This is a genomic window from Pelosinus sp. UFO1, assembly GCF_000725345.1.
In the GTDB taxonomy this organism is placed as follows: domain Bacteria; phylum Bacillota; class Negativicutes; order DSM-13327; family DSM-13327; genus Pelosinus.
This window is the reverse complement of the sequence record NZ_CP008852.1, coordinates 48,689-72,911: the sequence shown is the minus strand read 5'-3', so window position 1 is coordinate 72,911 and position 24,223 is coordinate 48,689. Positions and strand designations below refer to the sequence as shown.

20 protein-coding genes and 1 pseudogene are annotated in these 24,223 nt (G+C 39.0%); 5 read left to right on the top strand and 16 right to left on the bottom strand.

Annotated elements, in window-relative coordinates; all coding sequences use genetic code 11:
• Positions 1–77 precede the first annotated feature (77 nt).
• The 3 genes and pseudogenes from UFO1_RS00310 to UFO1_RS00300 all read right to left on the bottom strand — a co-directional run bounded on the left by UFO1_RS00310 (position 78) and on the right by UFO1_RS00300 (position 3,861).
• Positions 78–1,298, bottom strand: coding sequence for an EAL and HDOD domain-containing protein (locus UFO1_RS00310; RefSeq protein WP_038666417.1), 1,221 nt, complete (start codon positions 1,296–1,298; stop codon positions 78–80).
• 77 nt (positions 1,299–1,375) lie between these two features.
• Positions 1,376–2,847 (bottom strand): annotated as a pseudogene (locus tag UFO1_RS00305) (DAK2 domain-containing protein).
• A gap of 174 nt (positions 2,848–3,021) precedes the next feature.
• A complete protein-coding gene (locus UFO1_RS00300; protein ID WP_038666414.1) occupies positions 3,022–3,861 on the bottom strand; it encodes a DegV family protein in 840 nt (279 codons plus the stop codon).
• Positions 3,862–4,149: 288 nt separating this feature from the next.
• Between UFO1_RS00300 and UFO1_RS00295 the strand changes: the two genes are divergently transcribed.
• Together UFO1_RS00295 and hcp are read left to right on the top strand one after the other, a co-directional pair.
• Positions 4,150–6,288 (top strand): cell division protein FtsA, encoded by a 2,139-nt coding sequence (locus tag UFO1_RS00295; RefSeq protein WP_038666411.1) that lies wholly within the window; start codon positions 4,150–4,152, stop codon positions 6,286–6,288.
• A 228-nt stretch (positions 6,289–6,516) separates the two neighbouring features.
• Complete coding sequence (hcp, locus tag UFO1_RS00290) at positions 6,517–7,815, top strand: hydroxylamine reductase (protein ID WP_084159760.1); 1,299 nt, start codon at positions 6,517–6,519, stop codon at positions 7,813–7,815.
• Between the two features lie 145 nt (positions 7,816–7,960).
• On the opposite strand, the gene UFO1_RS00285 is transcribed toward hcp, so the two are convergent.
• On the bottom strand, positions 7,961–8,671 hold the full coding sequence (locus tag UFO1_RS00285) for a Crp/Fnr family transcriptional regulator (RefSeq protein WP_038666408.1): 711 nt from the start codon (positions 8,669–8,671) through the stop codon (positions 7,961–7,963).
• A 274-nt stretch (positions 8,672–8,945) separates the two neighbouring features.
• Positions 8,946–10,154: a YgeY family selenium metabolism-linked hydrolase gene (locus UFO1_RS00280; RefSeq protein WP_038666405.1), complete on the bottom strand. Its 1,209-nt coding sequence runs from the start codon at positions 10,152–10,154 to the stop codon at positions 8,946–8,948.
• 408 nt (positions 10,155–10,562) lie between these two features.
• On the opposite strand from UFO1_RS00280, the gene UFO1_RS00275 reads away from it, so the two are divergent.
• The 3 genes from UFO1_RS00275 (at position 10,563) to UFO1_RS00265 (ending at position 14,274) form a co-directional block, all read left to right on the top strand.
• Complete coding sequence (locus tag UFO1_RS00275; protein ID WP_038666402.1) at positions 10,563–11,726, top strand: metallophosphoesterase; 1,164 nt, start codon at positions 10,563–10,565, stop codon at positions 11,724–11,726.
• A gap of 212 nt (positions 11,727–11,938) precedes the next feature.
• Positions 11,939–12,796 (top strand): zinc metalloprotease HtpX, encoded by an 858-nt coding sequence (locus UFO1_RS00270; RefSeq protein ID WP_038666399.1) that lies wholly within the window; start codon positions 11,939–11,941, stop codon positions 12,794–12,796.
• A gap of 245 nt (positions 12,797–13,041) precedes the next feature.
• On the top strand, positions 13,042–14,274 hold the full coding sequence (locus UFO1_RS00265; RefSeq protein WP_038666396.1) for an LL-diaminopimelate aminotransferase: 1,233 nt from the start codon (positions 13,042–13,044) through the stop codon (positions 14,272–14,274).
• Between the two features lie 178 nt (positions 14,275–14,452).
• On the opposite strand, the gene UFO1_RS00260 is transcribed toward UFO1_RS00265, so the two are convergent.
• The 11 genes from UFO1_RS00260 to nifB form a co-directional block, all read right to left on the bottom strand.
• Positions 14,453–14,815 carry a FlxA-like family protein gene (locus UFO1_RS00260; protein WP_038666393.1) on the bottom strand — a complete coding sequence of 121 codons (363 nt, stop codon included), beginning with the start codon at positions 14,813–14,815 and terminating at the stop codon, positions 14,453–14,455.
• Positions 14,816–14,885: 70 nt separating this feature from the next.
• Positions 14,886–15,740, bottom strand: coding sequence for a hypothetical protein (locus UFO1_RS00255; protein WP_038666390.1), 855 nt, complete (start codon positions 15,738–15,740; stop codon positions 14,886–14,888).
• An 85-nt stretch (positions 15,741–15,825) separates the two neighbouring features.
• The gene (locus tag UFO1_RS00250) at positions 15,826–17,169 is read right to left on the bottom strand and encodes a tetratricopeptide repeat protein (RefSeq protein WP_038666387.1); all 1,344 of its coding nucleotides are present in this window, start codon (positions 17,167–17,169) and stop codon (positions 15,826–15,828) included.
• 110 nt (positions 17,170–17,279) lie between these two features.
• On the bottom strand, positions 17,280–18,254 hold the full coding sequence (locus UFO1_RS00245) for a 3'-5' exoribonuclease YhaM family protein (RefSeq protein WP_038666383.1): 975 nt from the start codon (positions 18,252–18,254) through the stop codon (positions 17,280–17,282).
• 20 nt (positions 18,255–18,274) lie between these two features.
• Positions 18,275–18,895 carry a trimeric intracellular cation channel family protein gene (locus tag UFO1_RS00240; RefSeq protein WP_038666380.1) on the bottom strand — a complete coding sequence of 207 codons (621 nt, stop codon included), beginning with the start codon at positions 18,893–18,895 and terminating at the stop codon, positions 18,275–18,277.
• A gap of 27 nt (positions 18,896–18,922) precedes the next feature.
• Positions 18,923–19,630: an MgtC/SapB family protein gene (locus UFO1_RS00235; RefSeq protein WP_038666377.1), complete on the bottom strand. Its 708-nt coding sequence runs from the start codon at positions 19,628–19,630 to the stop codon at positions 18,923–18,925.
• Positions 19,631–19,909: 279 nt separating this feature from the next.
• A complete protein-coding gene (locus UFO1_RS00230) occupies positions 19,910–20,764 on the bottom strand; it encodes a homocitrate synthase (RefSeq protein WP_038666374.1) in 855 nt (284 codons plus the stop codon).
• Positions 20,765–20,888: 124 nt separating this feature from the next.
• Positions 20,889–22,001, bottom strand: a complete 1,113-nt coding sequence (locus tag UFO1_RS00225) for a pyruvate carboxyltransferase (protein WP_051788760.1) — start codon at positions 21,999–22,001, stop codon at positions 20,889–20,891.
• Positions 21,998–22,627, bottom strand: coding sequence for a Fe-only nitrogenase accessory AnfO family protein (locus UFO1_RS00220; RefSeq protein ID WP_038666372.1), 630 nt, complete (start codon positions 22,625–22,627; stop codon positions 21,998–22,000). The genes UFO1_RS00225 and UFO1_RS00220 overlap by 4 nt, the downstream gene beginning before the upstream one ends.
• 28 nt (positions 22,628–22,655) lie before the next feature.
• Positions 22,656–22,964, bottom strand: a complete 309-nt coding sequence (locus UFO1_RS00215) for a 2Fe-2S ferredoxin (protein WP_038666370.1) — start codon at positions 22,962–22,964, stop codon at positions 22,656–22,658.
• Positions 22,965–22,983: 19 nt separating this feature from the next.
• Positions 22,984–24,207, bottom strand: coding sequence for a nitrogenase cofactor biosynthesis protein NifB (gene nifB / locus UFO1_RS00210; RefSeq protein ID WP_038674760.1), 1,224 nt, complete (start codon positions 24,205–24,207; stop codon positions 22,984–22,986).
• Positions 24,208–24,223 lie beyond the last annotated feature (16 nt).

The window sequence follows — 24,223 nt, the reverse complement described above, 5'->3', positions numbered from 1 at the left end:
ATCCTCACGAGTATATCTATATTATATACAATATACGAAAAAAGAACAGTACTTTCACTATAAATTAGTTTCCCGCTCTATAATCTACATATTTCATCCGCCCAGGCTACTGCTTTTTTATAATAGTCAGGGATATCCTCTTCCTTAATGCCTAAATTAGCAGCATACATAGTAAAATCTGTCCACTCCGCTCTTTCGTAGGATAAGGTTAAACGATACACTTGGCTAAGTTTATTGGTCTCTCCTAATAAAGCACCTTTAACATCTTCACTTATTGGCAGCTCCGCTAAAATAGCTTTAAGAGGCCTTCTAATAAACACATCAATTAAAGAAAACATCCCCATCATAAATAATTCGGGCTCCCGCTCTTTTAAACCGGCCTTTTCAGCAATCAATTCGCAAAATTTAGCCCTAGTCAAGGAAGTAACAAGGATTCCATCTGTCTTATTATCTCCTACTGTACGCATAACAATTAGTGATACCCACTTGAAAATCTCATTTTTTCCGAGCAATACTAAGGCATGTTTTACGGAAGAAATTTCATTTGCTAAAGAAAAAGCCACTGAATTAATAAACCGTAATAATTGGTAAGAGAGAGTAACATCATACATAATAAACTGTTCAATCGCACCAAACTTAAAGTTTTCTTTTTCTAATTCTCGAAGTACGCGAATGACTCGTAATTGATTGACTTTGTTCGTCGGAATATCTTTGCCTTTTAGTACAATTGGTTTGCTGAAAAAGTAACCTTGAAAATAAGCATATCCTAGTTTTAATGCTTGCTCAAAATCCGCCCGAGTTTCTACTTTTTCCGCTAAAAATTTAATACTTCGGTCACCAACATCTTGTATTACCCTTTTTCTATCATGTCCGGTTGTACTTAAAAAATCAATTTTAATAATATCCGCAAGATTTAAAAGTGGTACAAATTTGGGTTGAAAGACAAAGTCATCTAACGCCAGTAAATAGCCCGCCTCTTTTAACTTTTTACAGGCTTCAATTAATTCTATAGTCGGCTCTACATTTTCTAGTATTTCAACGACTACTAATTCTTTAGGTAAAAGCATAGGTATCTCTTTTATTAATAAGTTCTCAGTAAAATTTATAAAAGCACGTTTACCGCCTGTTAGGTTATCCATACCAATAGCAAAGAAGCTATTGCAGATTACGTCCGATGTAGCCTGATCACCATCTTTACAATTGTAAGCATTATCAAGACTATTTCTAAATAGTAATTCATAGCCAAATATTTTTTGGCTCTTGGTAAAAATTGGTTGTCTAGCTACAAAAACATCCATTCTTCTAGCCTCCTTTCTAAAAAATTAAGTCTAAAACAAACCTTCTTAGAATGGTTCTAAGAAGGTTTGCATTCAATTTATTCAACACTAATAATGAAGTAATAATGAGGCTGACCACCTGGATACAACTCAACCTCAATATCAGGAAACTGGTTGGACAAAGCATCGGCCCACTCTTGGGCTCCTTGTTCCGTAAGGTCAGCACCGTAGTATAGGCTCACAACTTCATCTTTTTCCTCGAGTAAAGAGCCTACCATATTTAACAATGCAGTCTTTACATCATCTGCATCTACGATGACCCGATTATCCACTACACCAATAAACTTGCCAGCCGTAACAGTACGACCTTCTACTACGCTATCACGCACCGCTATCGTTACAGCCGCAGCTTTAACTTCAGTGCTGCGTGCTATCATACGCTCTACATTATCCCCAATGGAAAGATTGGCGTCAAAAGCTACAAGCGCGGCTAAACCTTGAGGTACATTCGTTGTAGGTACAATCTCTACCCGATCTCCTAATAGCTTCTTCGCCTGGGCTACTGCCAAGAGAATATTTTTATTATTCGGCAAAATAATATACTTTTCTCCATTGCCCCGATGTACAGCATCAATAAAGTCTTCAACTGGCGGATTCATGGTCTGTCCGCCCATAATGACATTACCAGCGCCCATTTGTTTCATAATCTCAGCTAGCCCTTGGCCTGCCGCCACACTAATGATTGCTATATCATTATGCCCTGGCGACACCGGCAAAAATTCATGGCGCTGTTGATGCTGATCTGCCATATTATCAATTTTTATATCATGTAAGGTCCCCCAAGACATGGCTGACTCTAATACCACCCCAGGGCGTGCAGTATGAATATGTACTTTCATAACAGCATTTCCTTGTGCGACTACTAAGGAATCCCCCAAAGGAAGGAGGATCTTTTTTACTTCCGCCCCACTTAGACTACAATGCTTCACTAAAAACTCTGTACAATAGGGATGAGTGATATCTACTTTTGTCTCTCCAAGGGTAATGGCCTGCAAACTGTTATCAAAATCGGCTTCGGGCCCCGCATATCCTCCACCTAATCCTTCTAGGCAGCCGGTTAAAAATACAATAAGTCCCTTGCCACCAGCATCTACCACTCCTGCCGATTTTAAAATGGGTAATAGTTCTGGGGTTTTTGCAAGTTCTACCTCACCTGCTTCAATTGCATGGGACAAAACATCCATAAAATCTAAACCATCCCGCACTGCTCGGTGAGCACCTTTGGCAATGCCTTTTGCTACTGTAAGAATCGTCCCCTCAACAGGTTTAGAAACTGCGCGATAAGCGTACAATACACCATACTGAAAAGCCTTACCGACTTCAGAAGAGGTAGCCTGCTCTTTGCCAACTAATCCCCGAGCAATACCACGAAAAATTTGGGATAAAATCACCCCCGAATTTCCCCTTGCCCCATAATAGCACTATCTGCAGCCCGTTTACTTAAAGAACCGATACCACTATCAGGTGCTTCTTTTACAGCTTGCGCTACTGCTTTTAACGTTAACAACATATTTGTGCCAGTATCACCATCTGGTACTGGAAAAACATTTAAGTTATTAATATATTCATATTCACGCATAAAAGTTTGATATGATCCAACAATCATACGACGAAAATCATTACCTGTAAGCCATTCAGTCGTTCCCTGCATGATAAATCCTCCCCACCTAAAAAGATTACTTTCTTAGATTTTTTCCTGAAAAACAAGCCCTAATAACCCTGGTCCCAAATGAGCACCCAACACAGAGCCAATTCTTGCAGGTAATATAGGAGTATTAGGATACATTCCCTTAATCCGGGCTGCTAATGCTTCCCCTTCTTCTGGAACATCGATTTGGCCAATACCAATATATTCCAACGTTTGATACTTTTGCAGTTCGTCTAGCATGCGATTTATGACCCGCTGCTTGGTACGAACCTTATCTATTACAGCAATTTTTCCATCTACTAAATGCAATAATGGTCTTATTTGTAAAATACTGCCGAATAATGCGGCAGCTCCCCCAATACGTCCACCTTTATATAAATACTCTAAAGTATCAGGAATTAAAAAGGTGTGGGTAGCTTTTGCCATTACCTCAACAGTAGCAACGATTTCCTTCGCATTACAGCCTGAGGATGCCATTTCTAGTGCCGCCTTAGCCATCTGTACCATACCGACAGATGCAGTTGCTGAATCCAGTACATGGATATGTTCTTCATCTAACATCTTTGCAACAGATCGGGCTCCTTCTACCGTGCCACTTAATCCTCCCGATACAGTTATGATAATAATCTCTTTACCTGCTGCAATGAGAGGTTTACAAACTTCGATAAAATCACCTAGAGCGGGCTGGGAAGTCATAGGATGTAGCTTTTTATCTTTACTTATTTGAAACAATTCTTTAGTTGAAATTTCATTTTCTTGCCATTCCTGATCACCGATTCGCACCTTTAAAGAAACTATATGTAAATTTGGATGCATTGCAAGCATTTCTGCTGGAACTTGCCCAATGCTATCAACAACAATGTGTATTTGCGACACAATTAAACTCCTCTCAAGTTAAGTAGACTTTTGCCTACTACATAAGCCATCAACCCAGTATATTTTTAAGTTTCTTTCTTATACTTATGTTACATTTTATCAAAAAATTCGCTATAAATACACAAATTTTTTCTGTTTGTCCTTTGCAGAGCAATTATTTCATTCAAAAAGGAAATTTGCCAAAAACCGCGAAAGTACTATTAATTGTACGATAAATTCTTCAAAGAATTTTGTTAATTTACATTATAAGTTTTTAATATAAAACAAGTAAGACAAAAGGAGCACAGCATGGAAAAAGATCTACTATTTGCATTAGATATTGGAACACGTAGTGTCGTCGGCCTAGTCGGCGAAAAAGTAGATAATAGCATTCGTATTATAGCCTCTGAACGCCTAGAACATCATACAAGGGCTATGATGGATGGCCAAATTCACGACGTTCCGGAAGTAGCAAACATTATCGCACAAGTAAAAGCTAAATTGGAAGCCTCCTGTGGCCCCTTACGAAAAGTATCGGTAGCAGCAGCTGGACGGGCCCTATGTACAATTAAATCTAACGCTGAAATTGATGCAGGCGAACGTGGTATTCTAACTGCTAGCGATGAACATTCTTTAGAATTAGCCGCCATTCAATCAGCGCAGCACAAGCTAGCTACTTCTAATACAATTACAGATCCTACCTCTTACTATTGTGTTGGTTATAGTGTTGTCAGTTATACTCTTGACAATACACCTTTAAAGACCTTAGTGGGACAACGAGGAAAAATAGCTACGATTGAGCTAATTGCCACTTTTCTCCCTAGACAAGTTATTGATTCCCTACAATCGGCTCTTAAAATTGTAAATTTAGAAATGGCTACCTTAACATTAGAACCGATTGCAGCCATTAACGTACTCATTCCCCAAACTATGCGCCATCTAAACTTAGCATTAGTTGATATAGGTGCAGGTACTTCTGATGTAGCTCTCACCAAGGATGGTTCAATTACTGGCTATGGTATGGTCCCCTGCGCTGGTGATGAAATCACCGAAGCTATTTCCCAGCAATATTTGCTAGATTTCAATGTAGCTGAAAAAGTTAAACGCCAACTAAATGATCCCGAAAATCAAACTATCCGTTTCAATGACGTATTAGGTTTGGTACAAGAAGTACCTACCAAGGAGATCACTCAACGTATTGAGCGCCATGTCGCCGAATTATCTCAGGCTATTGCTAAAGAAATTTTGATGCTTAATGTCACGCCACCACAAGCCGTACTTTTAATTGGTGGTGGTTCCCTGACTCCTATGTTAGCAGAAGCCTTGGCCCAATCCCTTGACATTCCAGCTCCTCGAGTTGCCGTTCGCCGTCCTGATGCAATAGAAGGAATTAGCCAAATCCCAGATGACCTTTGCACGCCCGACGCAGTTACTCCTCTTGGTATTTTGAGACTTTCTGCCAGTCGCACCCTCAATTTTATAAATGTTACATTAAATGAGCAACCTCTCCATCTTTTCAATCTTGGGCAACTGACCATCGCCGATGCACTACTTGCTGCTGGAATAGATATACGAAGTTTGCATGGTCGACCTGGACTAGGTATCACTATCACAATTAACGAGGAAACCCACTTTTTCCCTGGGACCCATGGTACACCCAGTCTTATTGAACTAAATGATACTAAAACCGGCCTATCTGAACAAATCAAAGAAAATGATACTATCAAAATAACAAAAGGTACCTCTGGAACAGTTCCGACCCTTTGTCTTCGCGATGTAGTTAACGTTTTACCGCCTTATACAGTTTCTATTAACGAAGAGCTTTACGATATACATCCTATCATTACCGTAAATGGCATTCCAGCTGAACTAGACACTCTTTTAGCTGATCGGGATCATGTTACCTATCGCTTACCAACAACTCTAGAGCAGGTATTGACGGTCACGGACAATGTAGTAGAAATAACCCCTTATCGTTATATTATTAACGGCAGCGAACGCGAATACAATGTGTGGCCCAAATATAGCATTAACGGAGTCTCTGCCCAGAGTACTAGCTCCGTAAATAAAGATGATATTATTCTTACTGGCGTACTTTCTGAACCTACAGTTGAGGAATTGTTAGGATTAGATAACTATGAGGAAAATTTTATTACCGTCTTATTTAATAAAACCAACTGTAGCGTTCCCTTACGGCGCTTTACTATTATAATGAATGACAAACCGGCACAAGCAACGGATACTGCTCACAATAACAGTATCATTAATTTTTCATGTACTGACCAAGAACATCCTATGGTTACTGATGTTCTACTTGCCGCGGATTTTGATACGAAAACCTTACCTCCTGGCAGTACTGTAAAAATTCATTTAAATAAACAACCTACAGAATATACTTCTCTTGTTAAAAACGGTGACGAAATCGATGTTTTTGTTACATCTCGATAATATTTCGCCAGCACGTTTACTTCCGTTCATTTTTTTACGGAATCAGAAAGTAGAACACTTTCTTGATTCCAAGTAAGAACGACTAAGGCTTCTGCCTGCGTCTTAGGACTTGGCCGAAGCCAAGTCTTTTCTTATATTTTAGCAAATTGTGACATACATCACATTCATTCTTCTTCTATAACGCTATAATAAGTTATGTAATAAAAAGAATGTAAGGGGGATTTAAATATGAGTATGTTCTGTCGTCAATGTGAGCAAACTGCAGGTGGTACAGGCTGTACCAAAGTAGGAGTCTGTGGTAAAAACGAGGATATTGCCAGTCTCCAAGATACCCTTGTTTTTGGTTTAAAAGGAATTTCCGCTTATGCTCACCACGCTCGGGAACTAGGCGCTAGAGATGAACAAGTTGACGCTTTTATGCATGATGCTTTATTCTTCACTCTAACTAACGTTAACTTTAGCTTAGAGCGCCATATTGAAATGGTGTTAAAATGTGGTGAAATGAATCTTAGAATTATGGAAGTTTTAGATAATGCTCATGTTGCCCGTTATGGTTCACCAGCACCTGCACAAGTATTTACGGGTACTAAAGCAGGTCACGGTATTGTCATCACTGGACATGATCTATTAGATCTTGAAGAATTATTGAAACAAACAGAAGGAACAGGCATTAATGTTTATACTCATGGAGAAATGTTACCTGCTCATTCCTATCCTGAACTTAGAAAATATAAACACTTAGTAGGTAATTTTGGTACTGCATGGCAAAATCAGCGCACAGAGTTTGAAAATTTCTCTGGTGCTATTTTGGTAACAACAAACTGTGTAATGCCTCTAACTGAAAACTGTACTTATGGTGACCGCATTTATATGCGTAACATTACCGGTTTACAAGGTGGCAAACAAATTCTTGATCGTGATTTCTCTGAAATCATTGCTCATGCAAAAGCACTACCAGCATTAACTGAAACTGCTGGCGATTATACAATTGCTACTGGTTTCCATCACAATGTAATTCTTAGCTTGGCTGATAAAATCGTGGATGCTGTTAAAGCGGGAAAAATTAAACGTTTCTTCTTGATCGGCGGTTGCGATGGCGCAAAAACTGGCCGCAATTACTACACTGAAATTGCCCAAAAAGTTCCGAAAGATTGCGTAATCCTTACAGTTGCTTGCGGTAAATATCGCTTTAATAACATTGACTTTGGTGATATCGATGGTATCCCTCGTCTACTGGATTTAGGACAATGTAATAATGCGTTTTCTGGTATCCAAGTAGCGGTAGCCTTAGCTAAGGCCTTTAACTGCGGCGTTAATGATTTACCTCTTTCTTTTGTCTTATCTTGGTATGAACAAAAAGCAGTGGCTATTCTCTTAACGTTACTTCACTTAGGAGTCAAAAATATTCGCATTGGCCCTACACCACCTGCTTTCATCTCTCCAAACGTATTCAAAGTATTGAATGAATCCTTTGGTCTACAACTCATCACAACCCCTGATGAGGACTTAAAAGCCATTCTTGGTTAACATAAGAAAGACTTGGCTTAGGCCAAGTCCTCAGACGCAGGCAGAAGCCTTAGTCGTTCTTACTTGGAATCAAGAAAGTGTTATACTTTCTGATTCCGCAAAAAGATCCTGGATGAATTTCATCCAGGATCTTTTTATACTCTCTTTAGGATAAAGATAATAATTTCGTTAAATAGGCTACATCAAGAATTCTAACCTTATGACCATCGAAATCAATGATTTTATCTTTTTTTAAGGAGCTTAGCGTTCTTGTAACGGTTTCTCTTGTTGTACCTACCAAACTCGCTAAATCCTGCCTTGATAAGTCAAGATCAATCTCAATAACACCACTTTCTAATTTATGACCTTGTTCCTGACTTAATCGCAATAATACCTCTACAGTACGTGACATAACATCATGCAACGCTAGATTTTTGATTTTCTGCTGGGCATAAATTAAGCGTTGGCTTAATGCTTTAATTAGCTGCAAGGCTAATACATTATTTTTAAGGACAAGCTGCTCCAAATCCACATTACGAATCATTCCAACACAAGAAGGTTCTACTGCTACTGCTGTTGCTGGATAGGGCTGATTATTAAACATCAAGACTTCCGCAAAAATTTCACCTGCACCTAAAATTTTGATAATATGCTCCCGACCATCATCTGAGGTTCTTAGCACTTTTACTTTGCCACTTTTTACGTAATGAAATCCTTCCCCAGAATCACCTTCTAAGAAGATAATATTACCTTTACCGAAACGCCGTTCAACTGTATGATTGTGAATAATTCGCAATTGTTCCTCTGGTAAATTTAAAAACACAGGTATGTCTTTTAGATAATCTAATTCGTCCGTTTTATTCTCCGTCATATTCATTCCCACACCTCTATCTTCTAAACTATCCTTATGAATAAATATTCTATAAAAAAAGCAATTTTCCTTTAATAATTAGTAGTCTTAACACGCAAGATAAGAAAAATGCTACGCGTCCTTTTTGAATCACAAAGACACAAAGGTCACAAAGGGGTTCTATCCATTTCATTCCCATCTACTTTGTGTGCCGCGATAGCGGCATTGTGTCTTTGTGGTTCAACCTTTTTAACTAGAAACTTATAAATTCTGATTCCGTAAAAAAGACCACTCGTCTTTTTTATTCACTAAACAAAAACGGATAGGAAATAATCTGATACCCTTTCGCTGCTGCACTTAACTGGGCTAATTCCAGCTTCTCGTCAGCAATATGCATATCTTCTTGACACCCCGGACCAAAACCAATCGTCGGCACCTTCGCCATACCCGCTGAATAACTACCATTGGTAGAAATCTGATAGCAGGAAAGTTTAGGAGATAAACCAGCCCTGGTTAACGCCGCTAGTGAGCGACTTACTAATTCATGTTCAGAAGGTATCATCCATGCAGGAAAAAAGCGTTTTCCCGTCAGGTATTGCCCAGTGTAACATTCAATACCAGCTTCTACAATACCTACTTCGGCTTCAAATCCAACATCCTCAGCTCGTAAAAATTCAATAACTTTATGAAAAGGTTCTAAAATTGCCTCTTCCGTCTCTCCTTGTACTATATACCGATCAAATGTTGCCCAGCATTTATGAGGTACTGTGGAACTACTTGGAGAAGGGGCGGAAGCTATATGAATTAATTCTAGGCTACCTTGCCCTAAAGACTCTTTGGAAAAGGTAGCCTGTTTTAACATTTCTTGCACTAGTGATAACATCTTATATCCGGCATTTTTACCTGCCGAAGCAATTGCTGAATGAGCTGCCTTTCCTGAAGTCATGGCAATGATTTGGGCCCGCCCCCGTTGTCCATGACAAATGTTTAGTCCTGAAGCCTCGCCGATGATGACATAATCGGGTTTAATCACCTGCATAACTTGGCGAAATGCTAGGCCTTCAAATTGCTCTTTCCCAACGGTACCTGAAACAAACACCGAACCGGCTAACTGTGCCTTATGCTGAGCCAAAGGTGCCAACCCGTAAACCATAGCCGCTAAGGCCCCTTTACTCACAGCACCCCTACCATAAAGATACCCCTCTTCTACTATCCCTTCGAAGGGCTCGTTTATCCACTCTTCACTCCCACTTACAGGTATGGTATCGATATGCCCATCATATAGCAACTTAGGACCTGATTTTTCGCCGCGGATTTCACCAATTACATTTCCAACTCCATCTACCCAGGCACGGTCATACCCTAATGTAAGCATTCTCTCTACGATATAATCCGCTACTTCCTGTTCTTGTCCAGTATAACTAGGAATTTGGATTAATTCTTGGCAAAAACCAATCATTTTCTCCTCATCCACTATACCAAAGGGTGGGATACTCTTTTTATCTTCCATACATCCATGATCTCCTTATATTTCAGCATTTTTCAAATTATATGTTATGATTGCTAACTCTCGCTTCATAAGAAAAACGCTACGCGTCCTTTTTGAACCACAAAGACACAAAGGTCACAAAGGGGTTCTATCCATTTCATTCCCATCTTCTTTGTGTGCCGCGATAGCGGCATTGTGTCTTTGTGGTTCAATCTTTTTTACTAGAAACTTATAAGTTCTGATACCATAGGAAAGACTTGGCTTGTGCCAAGGCCTTGGACGCAAGCGGAAGCCTTAGTCGTTCTTACTTGGAATCAAGGAAGTGTTATACTTTCTGATTCCGTAAAAAAAACTACTGATAGCTCAATTTTTTGTTATAATAAAGGTTGCACAGTATAACAATATATACTAAGGAGCGAACAAGCTACTATGAATATTCATTTACCTACTATACTTATTATCATACTGATACTATACAGTGCCGTCAATTTTTATATTGGCATACGCGGATGGCAAACTTTCTCTACTAGATCTTCACCTATTTTTCGCCTATTTTATCTCTTAATTTTTGGCATCTGTGCATTATCTTATCCACTAGGAAGTTTAATACAAACTCTTTCTCCTTCTACCCTTGGTGATAACCTCACCTACGCTGGCTCTTTTTGGCTAGGTATGATCTACTATTTATTGATAGCTACCCTTTTCATTGATCTACTACGTGTCTTACATAAATATAAACCTTTTTTGCCCAAGAGGGCAACACAACATCCTTTTTTCGTAGCTACCGTTATATTTTGGCTGACGACAGGTCTAATCCTTTATGGAACTTGGAATGCCCGCCACCCGGTAACGATGAATTACGAAATTACGATTCCAAAAACTACAGGTTCCCTAGAAACTTTACAAGTTGTCATGGTCTCTGACATTCATTTAGGAAAAATTATTGATAATCGACGTTTAACAAAAATAGTGAACCGCATTAACCAACTTGAGCCCGATATTGTTCTTATTGCTGGCGACATCATTGACAATCAAGTAGATGTTCTCCCAGATCAAAATATGATCGAGAATTTTAGCAGGCTTCATCCCAAGCTTGGCACTTATGCGATACTCGGTAACCATGAATATTTTGACAAACAGCCCGATCGTGTTATTCAATATATGGAACAAGGTAACGTCCATATACTTCGGGACCAGTGGGCCATTGTTGCAAATAGCTTTTACGTAGTGGGCCGAGATGATGTATCTAAACAACGTTATACAGGAATTAAGCGGCAAGATTTGGCTTCTGTTATGATGGGCATTGATCACAGTTTACCGATTCTCTTACTCGATCATCAACCTACCAGTCTAGAAGATGCGGTTAATCAAGGTGTTGATCTACAACTATCAGGTCATACTCACTTAGGGCAACTATTCCCTAACAATTTAATTACTAAAAAGCTGTATGAATTAGATTGGGGCTATTTATCTAAAGAAAATTTACAAGTTATTGTATCCTGTGGAGTAGGCACATGGGGCCCCCCCATTCGCATTGGAAATCGTCCAGAAATTATCAATTTGACAATTCACTTTGTTAATAATAAAGATTGACCTTCAACCCTTCTCATGCTACTATATATTCAAATAGAATATGTATCCCTGCAAGGGGAGTAGCTGTACAGCATATGTCGTCAATACGGATTATCCCGGCGATGCTGGCAATAAATTATTGCAAGCCAGACCTTGCCTCATGTTCCATAATATGAGGTAGGGTCTGTTTATATTACCTAGCCTACGTGATTCAATTAAAGGAGGTTTTTTCAATGAATAATCTAAAGACAACCTTGTTATTAGCTGCATTAACAGGTATATTAATGGCAATCGGCGGCCTATTCGGTGGTAGATCTGGAGTTGGGGTTATGCTCTTAGTTTCCCTTGCCATGAATCTTGGTAGTTACTGGTTTAGCGATAAAATCGTGCTGTCAATGTACAATGCACGAGAAATTACCCCGGAGCAAGGACCTGATCTATTTAAGATGGTCGCAAATCTTGCCCACAGAGCAAATCTTCCCATGCCTCGAGTTTATGTTATTGATACCGATGTACCAAATGCTTTTGCTACTGGTCGCAGTCCCCAATATGGTGTAGTAGCGGTTACTACAGGGATCATGAAAACCTTAACCTATGACGAATTATCAGGAGTCGTTGCCCACGAACTAGCCCATATTAAAAACCGCGATACACTTATTAGTACAATTGTTGCCTCTATTGCTGGTGTCATTACCTGGATTGCTCATATGGCTCAGTGGTCTGCTATGTTTGGTATGGGTCGTAATGATGAGGAGGATAATGGTGGTATTATTGGTACTCTGTTTACCATTATTTTAGCCCCTCTAGCGGCAACCCTAATTCAATTAGGAATTTCCCGTTCAAGAGAATACCTCGCTGACCAAGCTGGCGGAAAAATCTCAAATAATCCCTTGGCTCTGGCCAGCGCCTTAGAAAAAATCGATTATTATGCGAAACATCAAGTGCTGCCCTCCTCTACACCATCCACTTCCCACTTATTTATCATTAATCCCTTAAGCGGGGCAGGAAATTGGGCTATGAGCTTATTCAGCACCCATCCAACCACAAAAGAACGGGTAGCTCGTCTTAGAGAGCAGGCAGGCCGTCATTAATTTCCTCCCAGAGTAAAACGATAAAGTTTGAATTCTTCGTGAAGGCTAAAAATATACACTGTTTATCAGTGTATATTTTTATTCTATACAATCTATACTAAAAATTAGCTGTATTTCTGTAATATCTACTCCGTATATGCAGGAATGTCAACCTACATTGTATAATTAAAATAGTCTACGTAAAAAACTAAGAACTCGCGTTTTTAGTCCTTACTTATCGTATTTGAAAGGAGCTTATCACACATATGGCATTATTAAATGAAAACTACTTAAAACTCCCAGGCAGCTATTTATTTGCCGAAATAGCGAAAAGGGTAACTCAATTTAAAGCAGAAAATCCTGAAGCAAACATTATTCGCTTAGGAATCGGTGATGTTACAAAACCTTTAACACCTACTGTCATTGAGAGCTTACATAAGGCAGTCGACGAAATGGCAAATGCTGAAACCTTTAGAGGTTATGGTCCAGAGCAAGGTTATAATTTTCTAATTAAGAAAATTATAGAAACAGATTATATTCCTAGAGGTATTACCTTAGATGAAGATGAAGTTTTCGTTAGTGACGGTTCAAAAAGTGATGTAGGTAATATTCAAGAAATTTTCGGTGTACATAATAAAGTCGCTATTACGGATCCCGTATATCCTGTATATCTAGACACTAATGTAATGGCTGGCCGAACAGGCACTATTTCAAACGGAGTCTTTGAAAATGTTACTTATTTACCTTGTAATGCGGAAAACAAATTCATCCCTGAATTACCGAAAGAAAAGGTAGATCTTATTTATCTATGTGTTCCTAACAATCCAACAGGAACTACTCTTTCTAGAGGTGAGTTAAAAAAATGGGTGGATTACGCCAAAGCAAATAACTCCATCATCTTATTTGATGCTGCTTATGAAGCCTATATTCAAGATCCAGAACTTCCTCATAGCATTTATGAAATCGAAGGCGCAAAAGACGTTGCGATTGAATTTAGATCTTTTTCTAAAACTGCTGGTTTTACTGGTACTCGCTGCGCCTTTACTGTTGTTCCTAAAACAGTTATGGGCCTCACCTCCAAAGGAGAACCACACCCTCTGAATAAATTGTGGAATCGTAGACAAACTACAAAGTTTAATGGCGTACCTTATATCATCCAAAAAGGCGCAGAAGCCGTTTATTCTCCTGAAGGCCAAGCTGAAATCAAAGGCATTGTCAGCTATTACATGGACAATGCAAGAATCATTAAAGAAGGCCTCGATAGCATTGGACTGGAAACCTTTGGTGGTGTAAATGCTCCTTATATTTGGTTAAAGACACCAAAAGGTATGGATTCATGGTCTTTCTTTGACAAACTGCTTCATGAAGTCCACATTGTCGGTACTCCTGGAACAGGTTTTGGCCCTGCAGGGGAAGGTTACTTCCGCTTAACTGCTTTTGGTAACAAAGAGGCTACCATAGAAGCGGTGGAAAGAATTAAAACTAAATTAAAATTATAAGAAAAGACTTGGCTTAGGCCAAGTCCTCAGACGCAGGTAGAAGCCTTAGTCGTTCTTACTTGGAATCAAGGAAGTGTTATACTTTCTGATTCCGTAAGAGAAAACAGGGAACGGTTTGAAGACCGTTCCCTGTTTTTTAATTATTTAACTTCGCTACATTGAGTGGAATCACTTATGTTTATGATTTAGTAGCATCATCTGTTTCTGACGCTTCTTCACTGTTAAGAGCCGTTTGATTGCTAGTTTGAGTAAGGCTCACTTCATAGGCAGGTCCAATCTCTGACTTTGTTGAACTATTTTGATTTTTATTAGAATTTTGCGATTGAGATTGGGATTTTTGTTGTGCTTGTTGAATTTGCATTTCAATTTGTTGCATTTGCTGTTCAAGCAACTCAATTTGCTTTGCATTTTTGGTTGCATCTTCGGTTTGCAATTCTTGTATTTGACTCGTAAGACTTTTTAACTGCTTCTGCAATGCAGATACATTACTATCAGAACTAGATTGACTGGTTTGGGTACTGCCGCTAATTGCTATCGACATAATTAGACCTCCCTTTTCTTGCCAGAGACGATATATCTATGGCATGTTTAAATAATAATTTCTTACTTATTTAAACTTTCCAAGAAGCGGTTGCGCTATCAACTGATTGATAATCCTTTTCGTAGGAATTTGCAGCTAGTTCAAGTAATTGTTGAGAAAAGTCTTGACTATCTTGGCTAGGTGGTTTCGCGCCATTGGCAAGAAGAGCTTGTAGGCTTGTCAAATCGTCTGTCGTTACGGTGCCATCTTTCACTTTTTCTAAAAAGGCTGTAAGACTAGAATCAAAATCATTACTTGTGCTAGTACTCTGGCTAGAAACTGTGGGGCCGCTGGCAAGAAGAGCTTGCATACTTGTTAGATCGTCTGTAGTAACGGTCCCATCTTTCACTTTATCTAAAAAGGCTGTAAGGCTAGAATCAAAATCATCGCCTGAGGAAGTACCTTGACTAGGTGCTGTAGGTCCACTGGCAAGAAGAGCTTGCATATTTGTTAAATCGTCTGTAGTAACGGTCCCATCTTTCACTTTATCAAGAAACGCTGTAAGTTTAGTATCAAAATCATTATTTGTACCAGTAGGCCCTGTAGTACTATTAGTAAGAGAAGCTTGCATATTTGTTAGATCTTCTGTGGTAACAGTTCCCGATTTTACCTTTTCTAGAAAACTTCTGAGATCAGAATCAGAGCTGGACTCCCCACTAGTATCGGTTTGCGTGTTTCCAGCATACGTGGCTGACATTGCTGACAGCATAGACATTAATTCTGCAAAGCTGTCTTGTGTGTCAGTACTACTCGTTTTTTTTGTCGAAGAAGTACTATCATCCGTTGCTGTTGTGGTGGTGGATGTTGTTGCACTTGCTTTTGCACTTGCTCTTTTGGCTAGTAATTCCCAATATGCATCATTAGAACTGATAGACGAAATAGACATTAACTTTTCCCCCTTTATATAGTTGGTCTATTTTTTATATCGATGTTTATTATTGGAATTGCCTTTGTTTTTTTGTAATTTATTGTTACTTTTTAAGTTTAGCTTCCAAAGCAACTGTTACTCTAGCCAAAACTTCTTGCCAATCACCAATATGAAGTTGGCGAAAAATACGTATAGTTGGATACCAAGGACTATCTTGCCTCTGGATTTGCCAACGCCAATCAGGATCCATTGGCAAAAGAAGCCACGTTTCTTTTCCCATCGCCCCCGCTAAATGCGCAACTGCCGTGTCTACGGTTATAACAAGATTAATATTCTCAATAAGTCCTGCGGTTTCTGAAAAATCATTTATATATTCATGAAAGTCGAGTACTTCATCCGAAATTGTTTGTAACTCATTAACTCTATCATCTATCTGTAGGCTTATCCAATTTACCGCCTTAATAGAAAAAATCGGTTTAAACGTAGAAAAAGGAATTGATCGGTTTCGATCATTTTTATGATTAGGATTTCCAGCCCAAACTACACCAACTTTATAATTATTTACGTTTATTTCTTTTTCTACAATATTACGCCACTTTTCTATAACGTCATTGTTTACCTTTATGTATGGAATGGATTTGGGAATTGTATGTAAAGTGGTATTAAATAAAAAAGGCAGCGTAGGTAATGGATAGGAAAATTTATATTCTCCTACCATTTTTTCATCCGAATGAATTGTAATATTTTTTAGCGAGCTGGACATTATTCTTTCTAATTGTTTAGGAACTAACAAAATTACTTCAGCAGCTACTTTTGCAATTTCTTTAACATATCTTGAAAAATGTATCGTATCACCAAAACCTTGCTCATGAAATAATACAACTTTTTCTCCTATTAGATCTTCTATTTTCCAATGCCTTAGTCCAGGATCAAAAGAGTCAAATATTTGGCGACGCAATTCATAACGTTTCCAACCTTTCTCATACTGACCCTGAAGTAAGTATAATATTCCCAAAGCGAAATCGGCTTCTTTAAAATTAGGTCTTAGCTCAATAGCCTTACATAGATGAGTCTCTGCTTCTTCTAGACGTTCCAACTGTTTAAGAACCATTCCAAGTCGGAAATGTGCTTCTGGAAAATTTGAATCTAGGTTTATCGCTTCACGCAGGCAAATTTCCGCTTCATATAGAAGGCCTGTCTTATTAAATAATGTTCCTAAATTATAAAGCGCCTCATAATAGTTCTCCTTACACTCTATAGCACGTTGAAGATAAAATTCTGCTTGATTTAGATTATTCATATTTATTAGTAACGCACCAATCGCATTATATGCTTCAGCGTAATCTGACTTCAGCAAGATTGCTTGCCGAAAAAATTCTATCGCTTGCAATGCATCGCCTTTATGTGCGGCTTCAACTCCACTATTAAAATGTGATTGTGCATTCATATTTCTGTATTTCCTCTCTTTGATGTTATTTTTAAACAAAATGGGAAGCGCTCTCTAAAGAGCCTTCCCATTTCTAGTATCACTATTTTTCTTACTCGAAAATGGAATTATCATTCTACATTTTCTCCATTGTACTTTATAGCTGATTTATATAATTTCCGATTATTTAGCAGCCATATTTTATCGGAGAATTGCTTATCTTCCACCTTTTCTAAGGCTCGCTTCATATCATACATTCTAGCATCCATCATGTCGAGATAATGCAGAATTTCGGCTTCTGGAATCATCGGTCGTTTAGGACTACCAAATTCTGGCTCATAGTGATGAGACAATATCATATGTTGTAACAATAAGGAGACCTCTTGGTCTACCCCCAGCTCAATAGCCGCCTTTTCAATCATTTTTATTCCTTGAATTATATGTCCAAGGAGCTCACCTTCCACGGTATATTCAGAGACAATGCCAAGCTCGCTTGCATTCATCTCGGCTGTTTTCGCAATATCATGCAGAATGATCCCCGCAAATAAAAGATCCCGGTTAAGACCTATATATACTTCACTAACTTTTTTCCCCATTTTCAGCATAGTGGTAATATGATACAAAAGGCCTGAACGAATCGCATGATGATTTTGCTTAGCTGCTGGATATAATAATAGCTTTTCTTTATTATTAGCCACTAAGGTACTAACGATCTGATATATATCCGTATTCTTAATCATACCTATATATTCTTCAATTTCAGCAAACATTACTTCTGGACTATAAGGAGCTACTGGTACAAAATCACCAACGTCAAGGTTATCTTCCTCAGTAGCCATTCGTATTCTATCGACCTTAAGTTGCAACCGATTCTGCCATTCGGAAATAGTGCCTCGTACCCGAACTAACATACTAGAGACGTATTGGGGCTCGGTTTCTAGACTATAATCCCAAAGTTTAGCATTGATTTCACCTGTCTGATCTACCAATGTCAAATCAAGATAGTTTTTTTGATTGCTTGTAGTTTTATATTCAGCGGCCTTCACTAAAAAGTAACTTTGCACCAAATCGCCCGATTGAAAATCTCTAATTTTTTTATTTTCCATCTCGCCTCTCCCATATTCTTTTAATTTTCACTTGATTTTGTTCCAATAACCGGCAAATGAATATCATATCTCATACAAATCATGCGAATGCATACCGTAACTAAAAAGCACAAATACATGGCACCATTACCTTGCATAGAAGGCTTGGCATAGAAAAAACATATGGCACCGGCTATGGAGGCCACTGCATAAACTTCCTTTTGAAAAATAAAGGGAATATCCCGTACAAACACATCACGGATTACACCGCCACCTACACCACTTAATACAGCCATGGTAACAGTAATAAATAATCGATGATATTCATAGGTAATTGACAAATTGGCCCCCGCTGCCGTAAAAGCTCCTAGGCCTACTGCATCACAAATTAATATAATATTATTGAATTTACTAATCCATTGATATCCGACACAAACCACAATCGCTGTAATCAAGCTTATGATTGTAAATAGGGGAAATACGAAGGCAGTTGGTGGTGTGACACCGATAAGCATATCCCTCACAATACCTCCACCTACCGCAGTTGTCAGCGCCAACATAAATACACCAAAAACATCAAGTTTCTTTTCAATTCCAATCAAGGCCCCTGCTGCTGCAAAAGCCACCGTTCCAATAATTTCAAATAAATTTAATACACTCACACTACTGCTCCCTTTTTTCCTAGGAGGTCAATCCGCATCATTATCAATATTATCCATAATCCGCCAACTAACTGCATTGACAGAAGACTCTATACTCAAACGACTTACAATTTGCTCCATAGATTTGTCTGTACGCTTATTGGCAACAAATTGTGCCACGACTTCTACCATCTCTGAGTTTTCCAAATCTTCACTATGAATTGCTCTCAGCATTACAGGTTCCTCATGCGCAATATGTAACAATAAATTCCGCACATGAACTTCTCCTTCTGCACGACATACTGCACGGAAAAAATAGCGTATTTCTGTATCTTCCATAAGCATAGGCTTGTCGTTGATGATACGTGCTAACGGCCTTAGTAAAACGTTAGCAATTAAGATCACTATCATTCCAACCCCTGCATGCAGAATAAACCCCATCCCAGTAAGAGTACCTACTGCTGCTACACACCACATGGTTGCCGCTGTGTTCATGCCTCGAACATTGAGGCCATCCCGCATAATAACACCAGCCCCCAAAAAACCAATGCCAGTGACTACTTGGGCTGCAATTCTAGTAGGACTGGCCTCATTTGGTGTTAATAAACCCAGCATCACGAACATAGCAGCTCCTACACAAACCAAGGCATTGGTTCGAATCCCTGCCATACGCTGCCGCCTTTGACGTTCAAAACCAATGGCTGCACCAAAAACTAAAGCCGCACTCAAACGTAAAGAAAAATCTATAACATCCATATTTCACCTCAATCTATTTTATCGACACATCTAACAATGTATTCTTTTTTTCAATACTTGGCCTACGGTCCTTATTTTAGGTGTCTTAATTACTATGCTTTCCAACAACCCTATTGAAATGCACTTTTTCTAAATTCCATACTAAATTCATAAATTCCTGCAAATAAAACTCCAAGAAAAACTTGCTCACGCAAGCTCCTCTTGGAGTTTAAGATATTATCCTATAAATAGGTTAATACAGTAGACTTTTTCCAGATACTAAGACCGATATATTAGGCTTTAGGCGAATGCACTACCAGTAATCGGCTTATAAGGAAAAGTGGTTCTATCACTGGCCTGCATTACTAAGCTATTAAGACCTGAAAAGGCGTCTTTATCAATAGGAGTGCTTATACCGTACATAACTTGCAAGGCTGTAACAACCTCGTCTAAAGCTGCATTACCTGCCCGTTCCCCAATACCAGCAACGGTTGTGCTGGCTAAAGCTGCTCCAGCATGCAACGCGACTATAGTATTGGCACTCGCTAATCCAAAATCATTATGCATGTGTACTTCAACGGGCAAAGGACAGCGTGGAATTAGCTCTTGGAAAATAGTGTGGGTAATCAAAGGGTTAAGGCAACCTACCGTATCTGCATAACGAATGTGGATTGCCCCCAGCCTTGCCGCTACGTCTGCTACTTGCAAAAAATATTCCCGGTCAGCTCTTGAAGCATCCTCAGCTCCCACAGTAACAGTACAACCAAAACTTTGCGCGAATAAGATGGACTGTTCTAATTGATCCAGTACCCACTCTCTGTCTTTTTTCAATTTCTGCTTTATATGCAAATCGGAAACAGGAACGGAAATATGCAAATAGGAAAAGCCACAAGAAATGGACGCTAAAATATCCTCTTTACTGGCGCGATTCCAAGCAATTATCTTTGCTTTCAGTGGCTCCGCTAATACCATTTTCATAGCTTCTTGCTCGTCGCCTCCCATGGCAGGAACGCCAGCTTCAATCCATGAAATGCCCGCCTCATCTAACGCAGTAGCAATTTTCACTTTATCCTGCGCTGAAAAAACGATGCCCGGCGACTGTTCCCCATCCCTAAGAGTGGTATCCACAATTTCTACTCTTCTTACCTTTTGCATACTGATCTATCCTTTCCCTTATACTATTAAAACATCTAGATACGTTAAATTAAATATTTATAAATGGCAAGACGCAATTTCTTTAATGCATTCTATATAGATTCTAGTATATAAAAAATTGAGGTTAAACACCTGCAACAAAACGTTGGTGCTTAACCTCGAGCGTGGAGAATTTCTTACTGCGTTTATAGATCATAGCCTGGTACATTTCCCATAAAGCATTATCATCCACTTCTTTTTTTTCCGCCACAGCCAATTCACGCACCTGCTTTAATAAAATTTGTGCATCCGCTACAGGCAGAATTTGATTCCATTGGCGAAACTTAGCCTGTATGGATGATGTTCCGGAATGTTTACCAATTACCAAACGTCTTTCTAACCCTACTTCCTCAGGAGAAAAAGCTTCATACAACTGTGGATTTTTAACTACTCCATCTACATGAATTCCCGATTCATGTGCAAAAATATCCCGCCCGATAATAGACTTACTACTTGGAACGTTAAGTCCTATAAGGGATATCATCTGTGAACATAGCTGAGCCAACTGCGAATTCACCCCAGACCCTTCGCCTAATAAACTCTTTCGCGCCATTATAAGTTCTTCTATGGCTGCATGCCCGTGTAAACCTATGCCAGCCACTGCTACTGCAATGTCTTTTACACCAGCTTGCAAAGCAGCCAATCCATTCGCACTCGCCAATCCATAGGCATTATGTCCATGAAATTCTAAGGTAACAGGAATTTTTTTACGTAAAAAGGCCATAATCCTAGCAGTAGATAAAGGATCAAGAAGACTATCCCTATCACTATAAATAAAAGTTTCTATCCCATCAATGGGAATATCTCGCCATAGAAAACCGATTTCTTCTAGGGAAAACTGAGAAGCATTTTCTATACAAAGACTTACCTTCATCCCCATCTTTTGGGCTGCAAATAAAGCGGCACAAACCTGACTGATTAAACCTTGCCCCAGATGGGGAGCACAAGAAATAATAATACTTTTGAAACCTAAGGCATTTGCGAGCTCCACTTCTTCCACGGTACCATTGGTTATTCCTCGCATTCGCTCTTTCTCGAATCTAGTAAGCTCTGAAAAGCCCTTTTGTTCCCAGTCCGTTATTATAACATCACTAATTCCTACGGAGAGTTCCTGTAAACCCGATAGTATCCGATTTAGATCTTCCCTATTTAACCCCCTAGCTAAGCCCTCTTGTAAGGTTTGATCAACCCAAATCATGTCTCGCAGCCTCTTTTACCAATATAAACATGGGTTTCTGTCGGCGCCAGCTTCTCTACCCGACCAATTAAATTACCAACTGATAATTCTGCTTCAAGCCAAGGGGGAATATGATTACAGAGGACTTCTAAGCTATAAAATTTCCCCTGACGCAAAAATGGCAATAGCACTTGTTTAGAGGTTATTCCACCACTATTCTCTTGAATCTCTTTAATAGATATATAATAAACTCCATTTTCCCTTTCTACAGGAACAGGTACAGCATTACTGCCTTGAACTGCATTTTCCTGTGCCTTGCTCTCTTCCTGTTCTAAAACATAATCTAGAAAAGACAATGGCTCTCCTTCAAACTCCCAAATACTACATTGCATCTTTTCTAATTCAAAGTAAGGTACACCAACAACAGACTCTCCAACAAAAACCTTACATTGCTCTAAAAAGGGGATTAACTCAGCCATTTGCCTCCGCATTCCAACCATTCCGCCTTGCTTATCCAAAGAAAACTTTTTCTCTCTAAGAATGTCCCAATTACCGAGTTCTTTTTGGTAAATGACAATGGCGCTAGCATCATATAAAGAACTGGTTACACCATTATCATTCATACAGACTGCAATATGCTCTGCCACTGCAACCACTCCTTTCCACAATACGCCTTTAGATTTCTAATCGGCTAACAACATTACCACCTTCAATGTGTTCTTCCATAATCGTTTCTACATCATCAATAGTAACGCCCTTATACCAAACGCCTCCAGGATATACAACAATAATTGGTCCTTGCTCGCAAACACCAAAACAGCCTGTGTTATTTACAAATACCTCTCCACCTAAACCTCTTTCTTCAATTTCTTCGGTAAATTTCATAACAAGATCTACACCGCCTTTGGCATGGCAGTACCCCTTTTGTTGTCCATTAATTCTAGAACTTGTACATACAAATATATGGAACTTTGGCTTATTCATAATATCCTTCCTTTCTTTTTCATATTGCTTTTTTTAATTGTTCTAACGCATACCCTAATCCATCTTCTACGGTGTAACAATACTCAACACTCATAACACCTTGCTCTGATAACCTTTTCTGTCCATGGTAACCAATACGCATGGTTAGTACCGCATCACAGTCAGCAACAGCTTGCATCGCTGCACTCTTTCGCTCTTCATCTGTGTCACAATCGGAAATTCCAGAACAATATTGCTCTGCCTTACGACTCTCTAACAAAGTAAACTCGTTACCCTTTCCTTGGTAAATTAAAAACTCCGTTGCATGGCCAAAATGTAGATCCACTAACTTACCATGCTTAGAAGTAACAGCAATTTTATATGCTTTATCATCTTCCTTGGATTCTAGCGATTTATCTTCGACTTTTGGCTTTGTCATACGAAATTCATTAGATCGATCATTACCAAGTAAACCAATGGCATCCGCTCGGCACTGTTTACAATGTCTCATTTGCTGCATTTCCAGCTGACAAAGATCTCTCATTTCATTAATCTCTTTCATACTGGTCTGAGGGAATGTTTCAAATGCACTTCCTGGAGCAGGAATCAATGGCATGATATTAGTAATAAAAACGCCTAACTCTTTCATTTTTTTGACAACCTCAGGAATATGCTGATCATTAATCCCTTTTACCATTACAATATTAATTTTGACCAGTACTCCATGGGCTACCAGATACGTAATTCCTTCTAGTTGATTTTTTATCATCAATTCAGCAGCAGGAACCCCTGTATAGCTTTTCCCTTCATAATTAACGACTTTATAAAGCTGAGCACCAATGTTAGGATCGAGACAATTCACAGTAACCGTTACATGTTTTATGCCTAGCTCAACCAGTTCCTGAGCATACCTTGGTAACATTAAGCCATTTGTTGATAAGCAAAATATTACATCTTCACCCTTTTCCTGAATCAATTCGATGGATTTTCTCGTAACGTCCCAGTTAGCTAAGGCATCTCCTGGTCCAGCAATTCCAACAACACTAAGATTTTCAATATTTTCTTTAACCCAGGAAAATTTTTGACTTGCGAGTTCTGGCGTTAACACTTCACTCGTTACCCCTGGTCGACTTTCGTTTACACAATCAAATTTACGATTACAATAATTACAGCTAATATTGCACTGGGGCGCCACTGGTAAGTGCATTCGGGCATATTTATGATGCGCATCAGCACTATAACAAGGATGTTTGCTCTCTTCCATACCCTTCACCTCAATT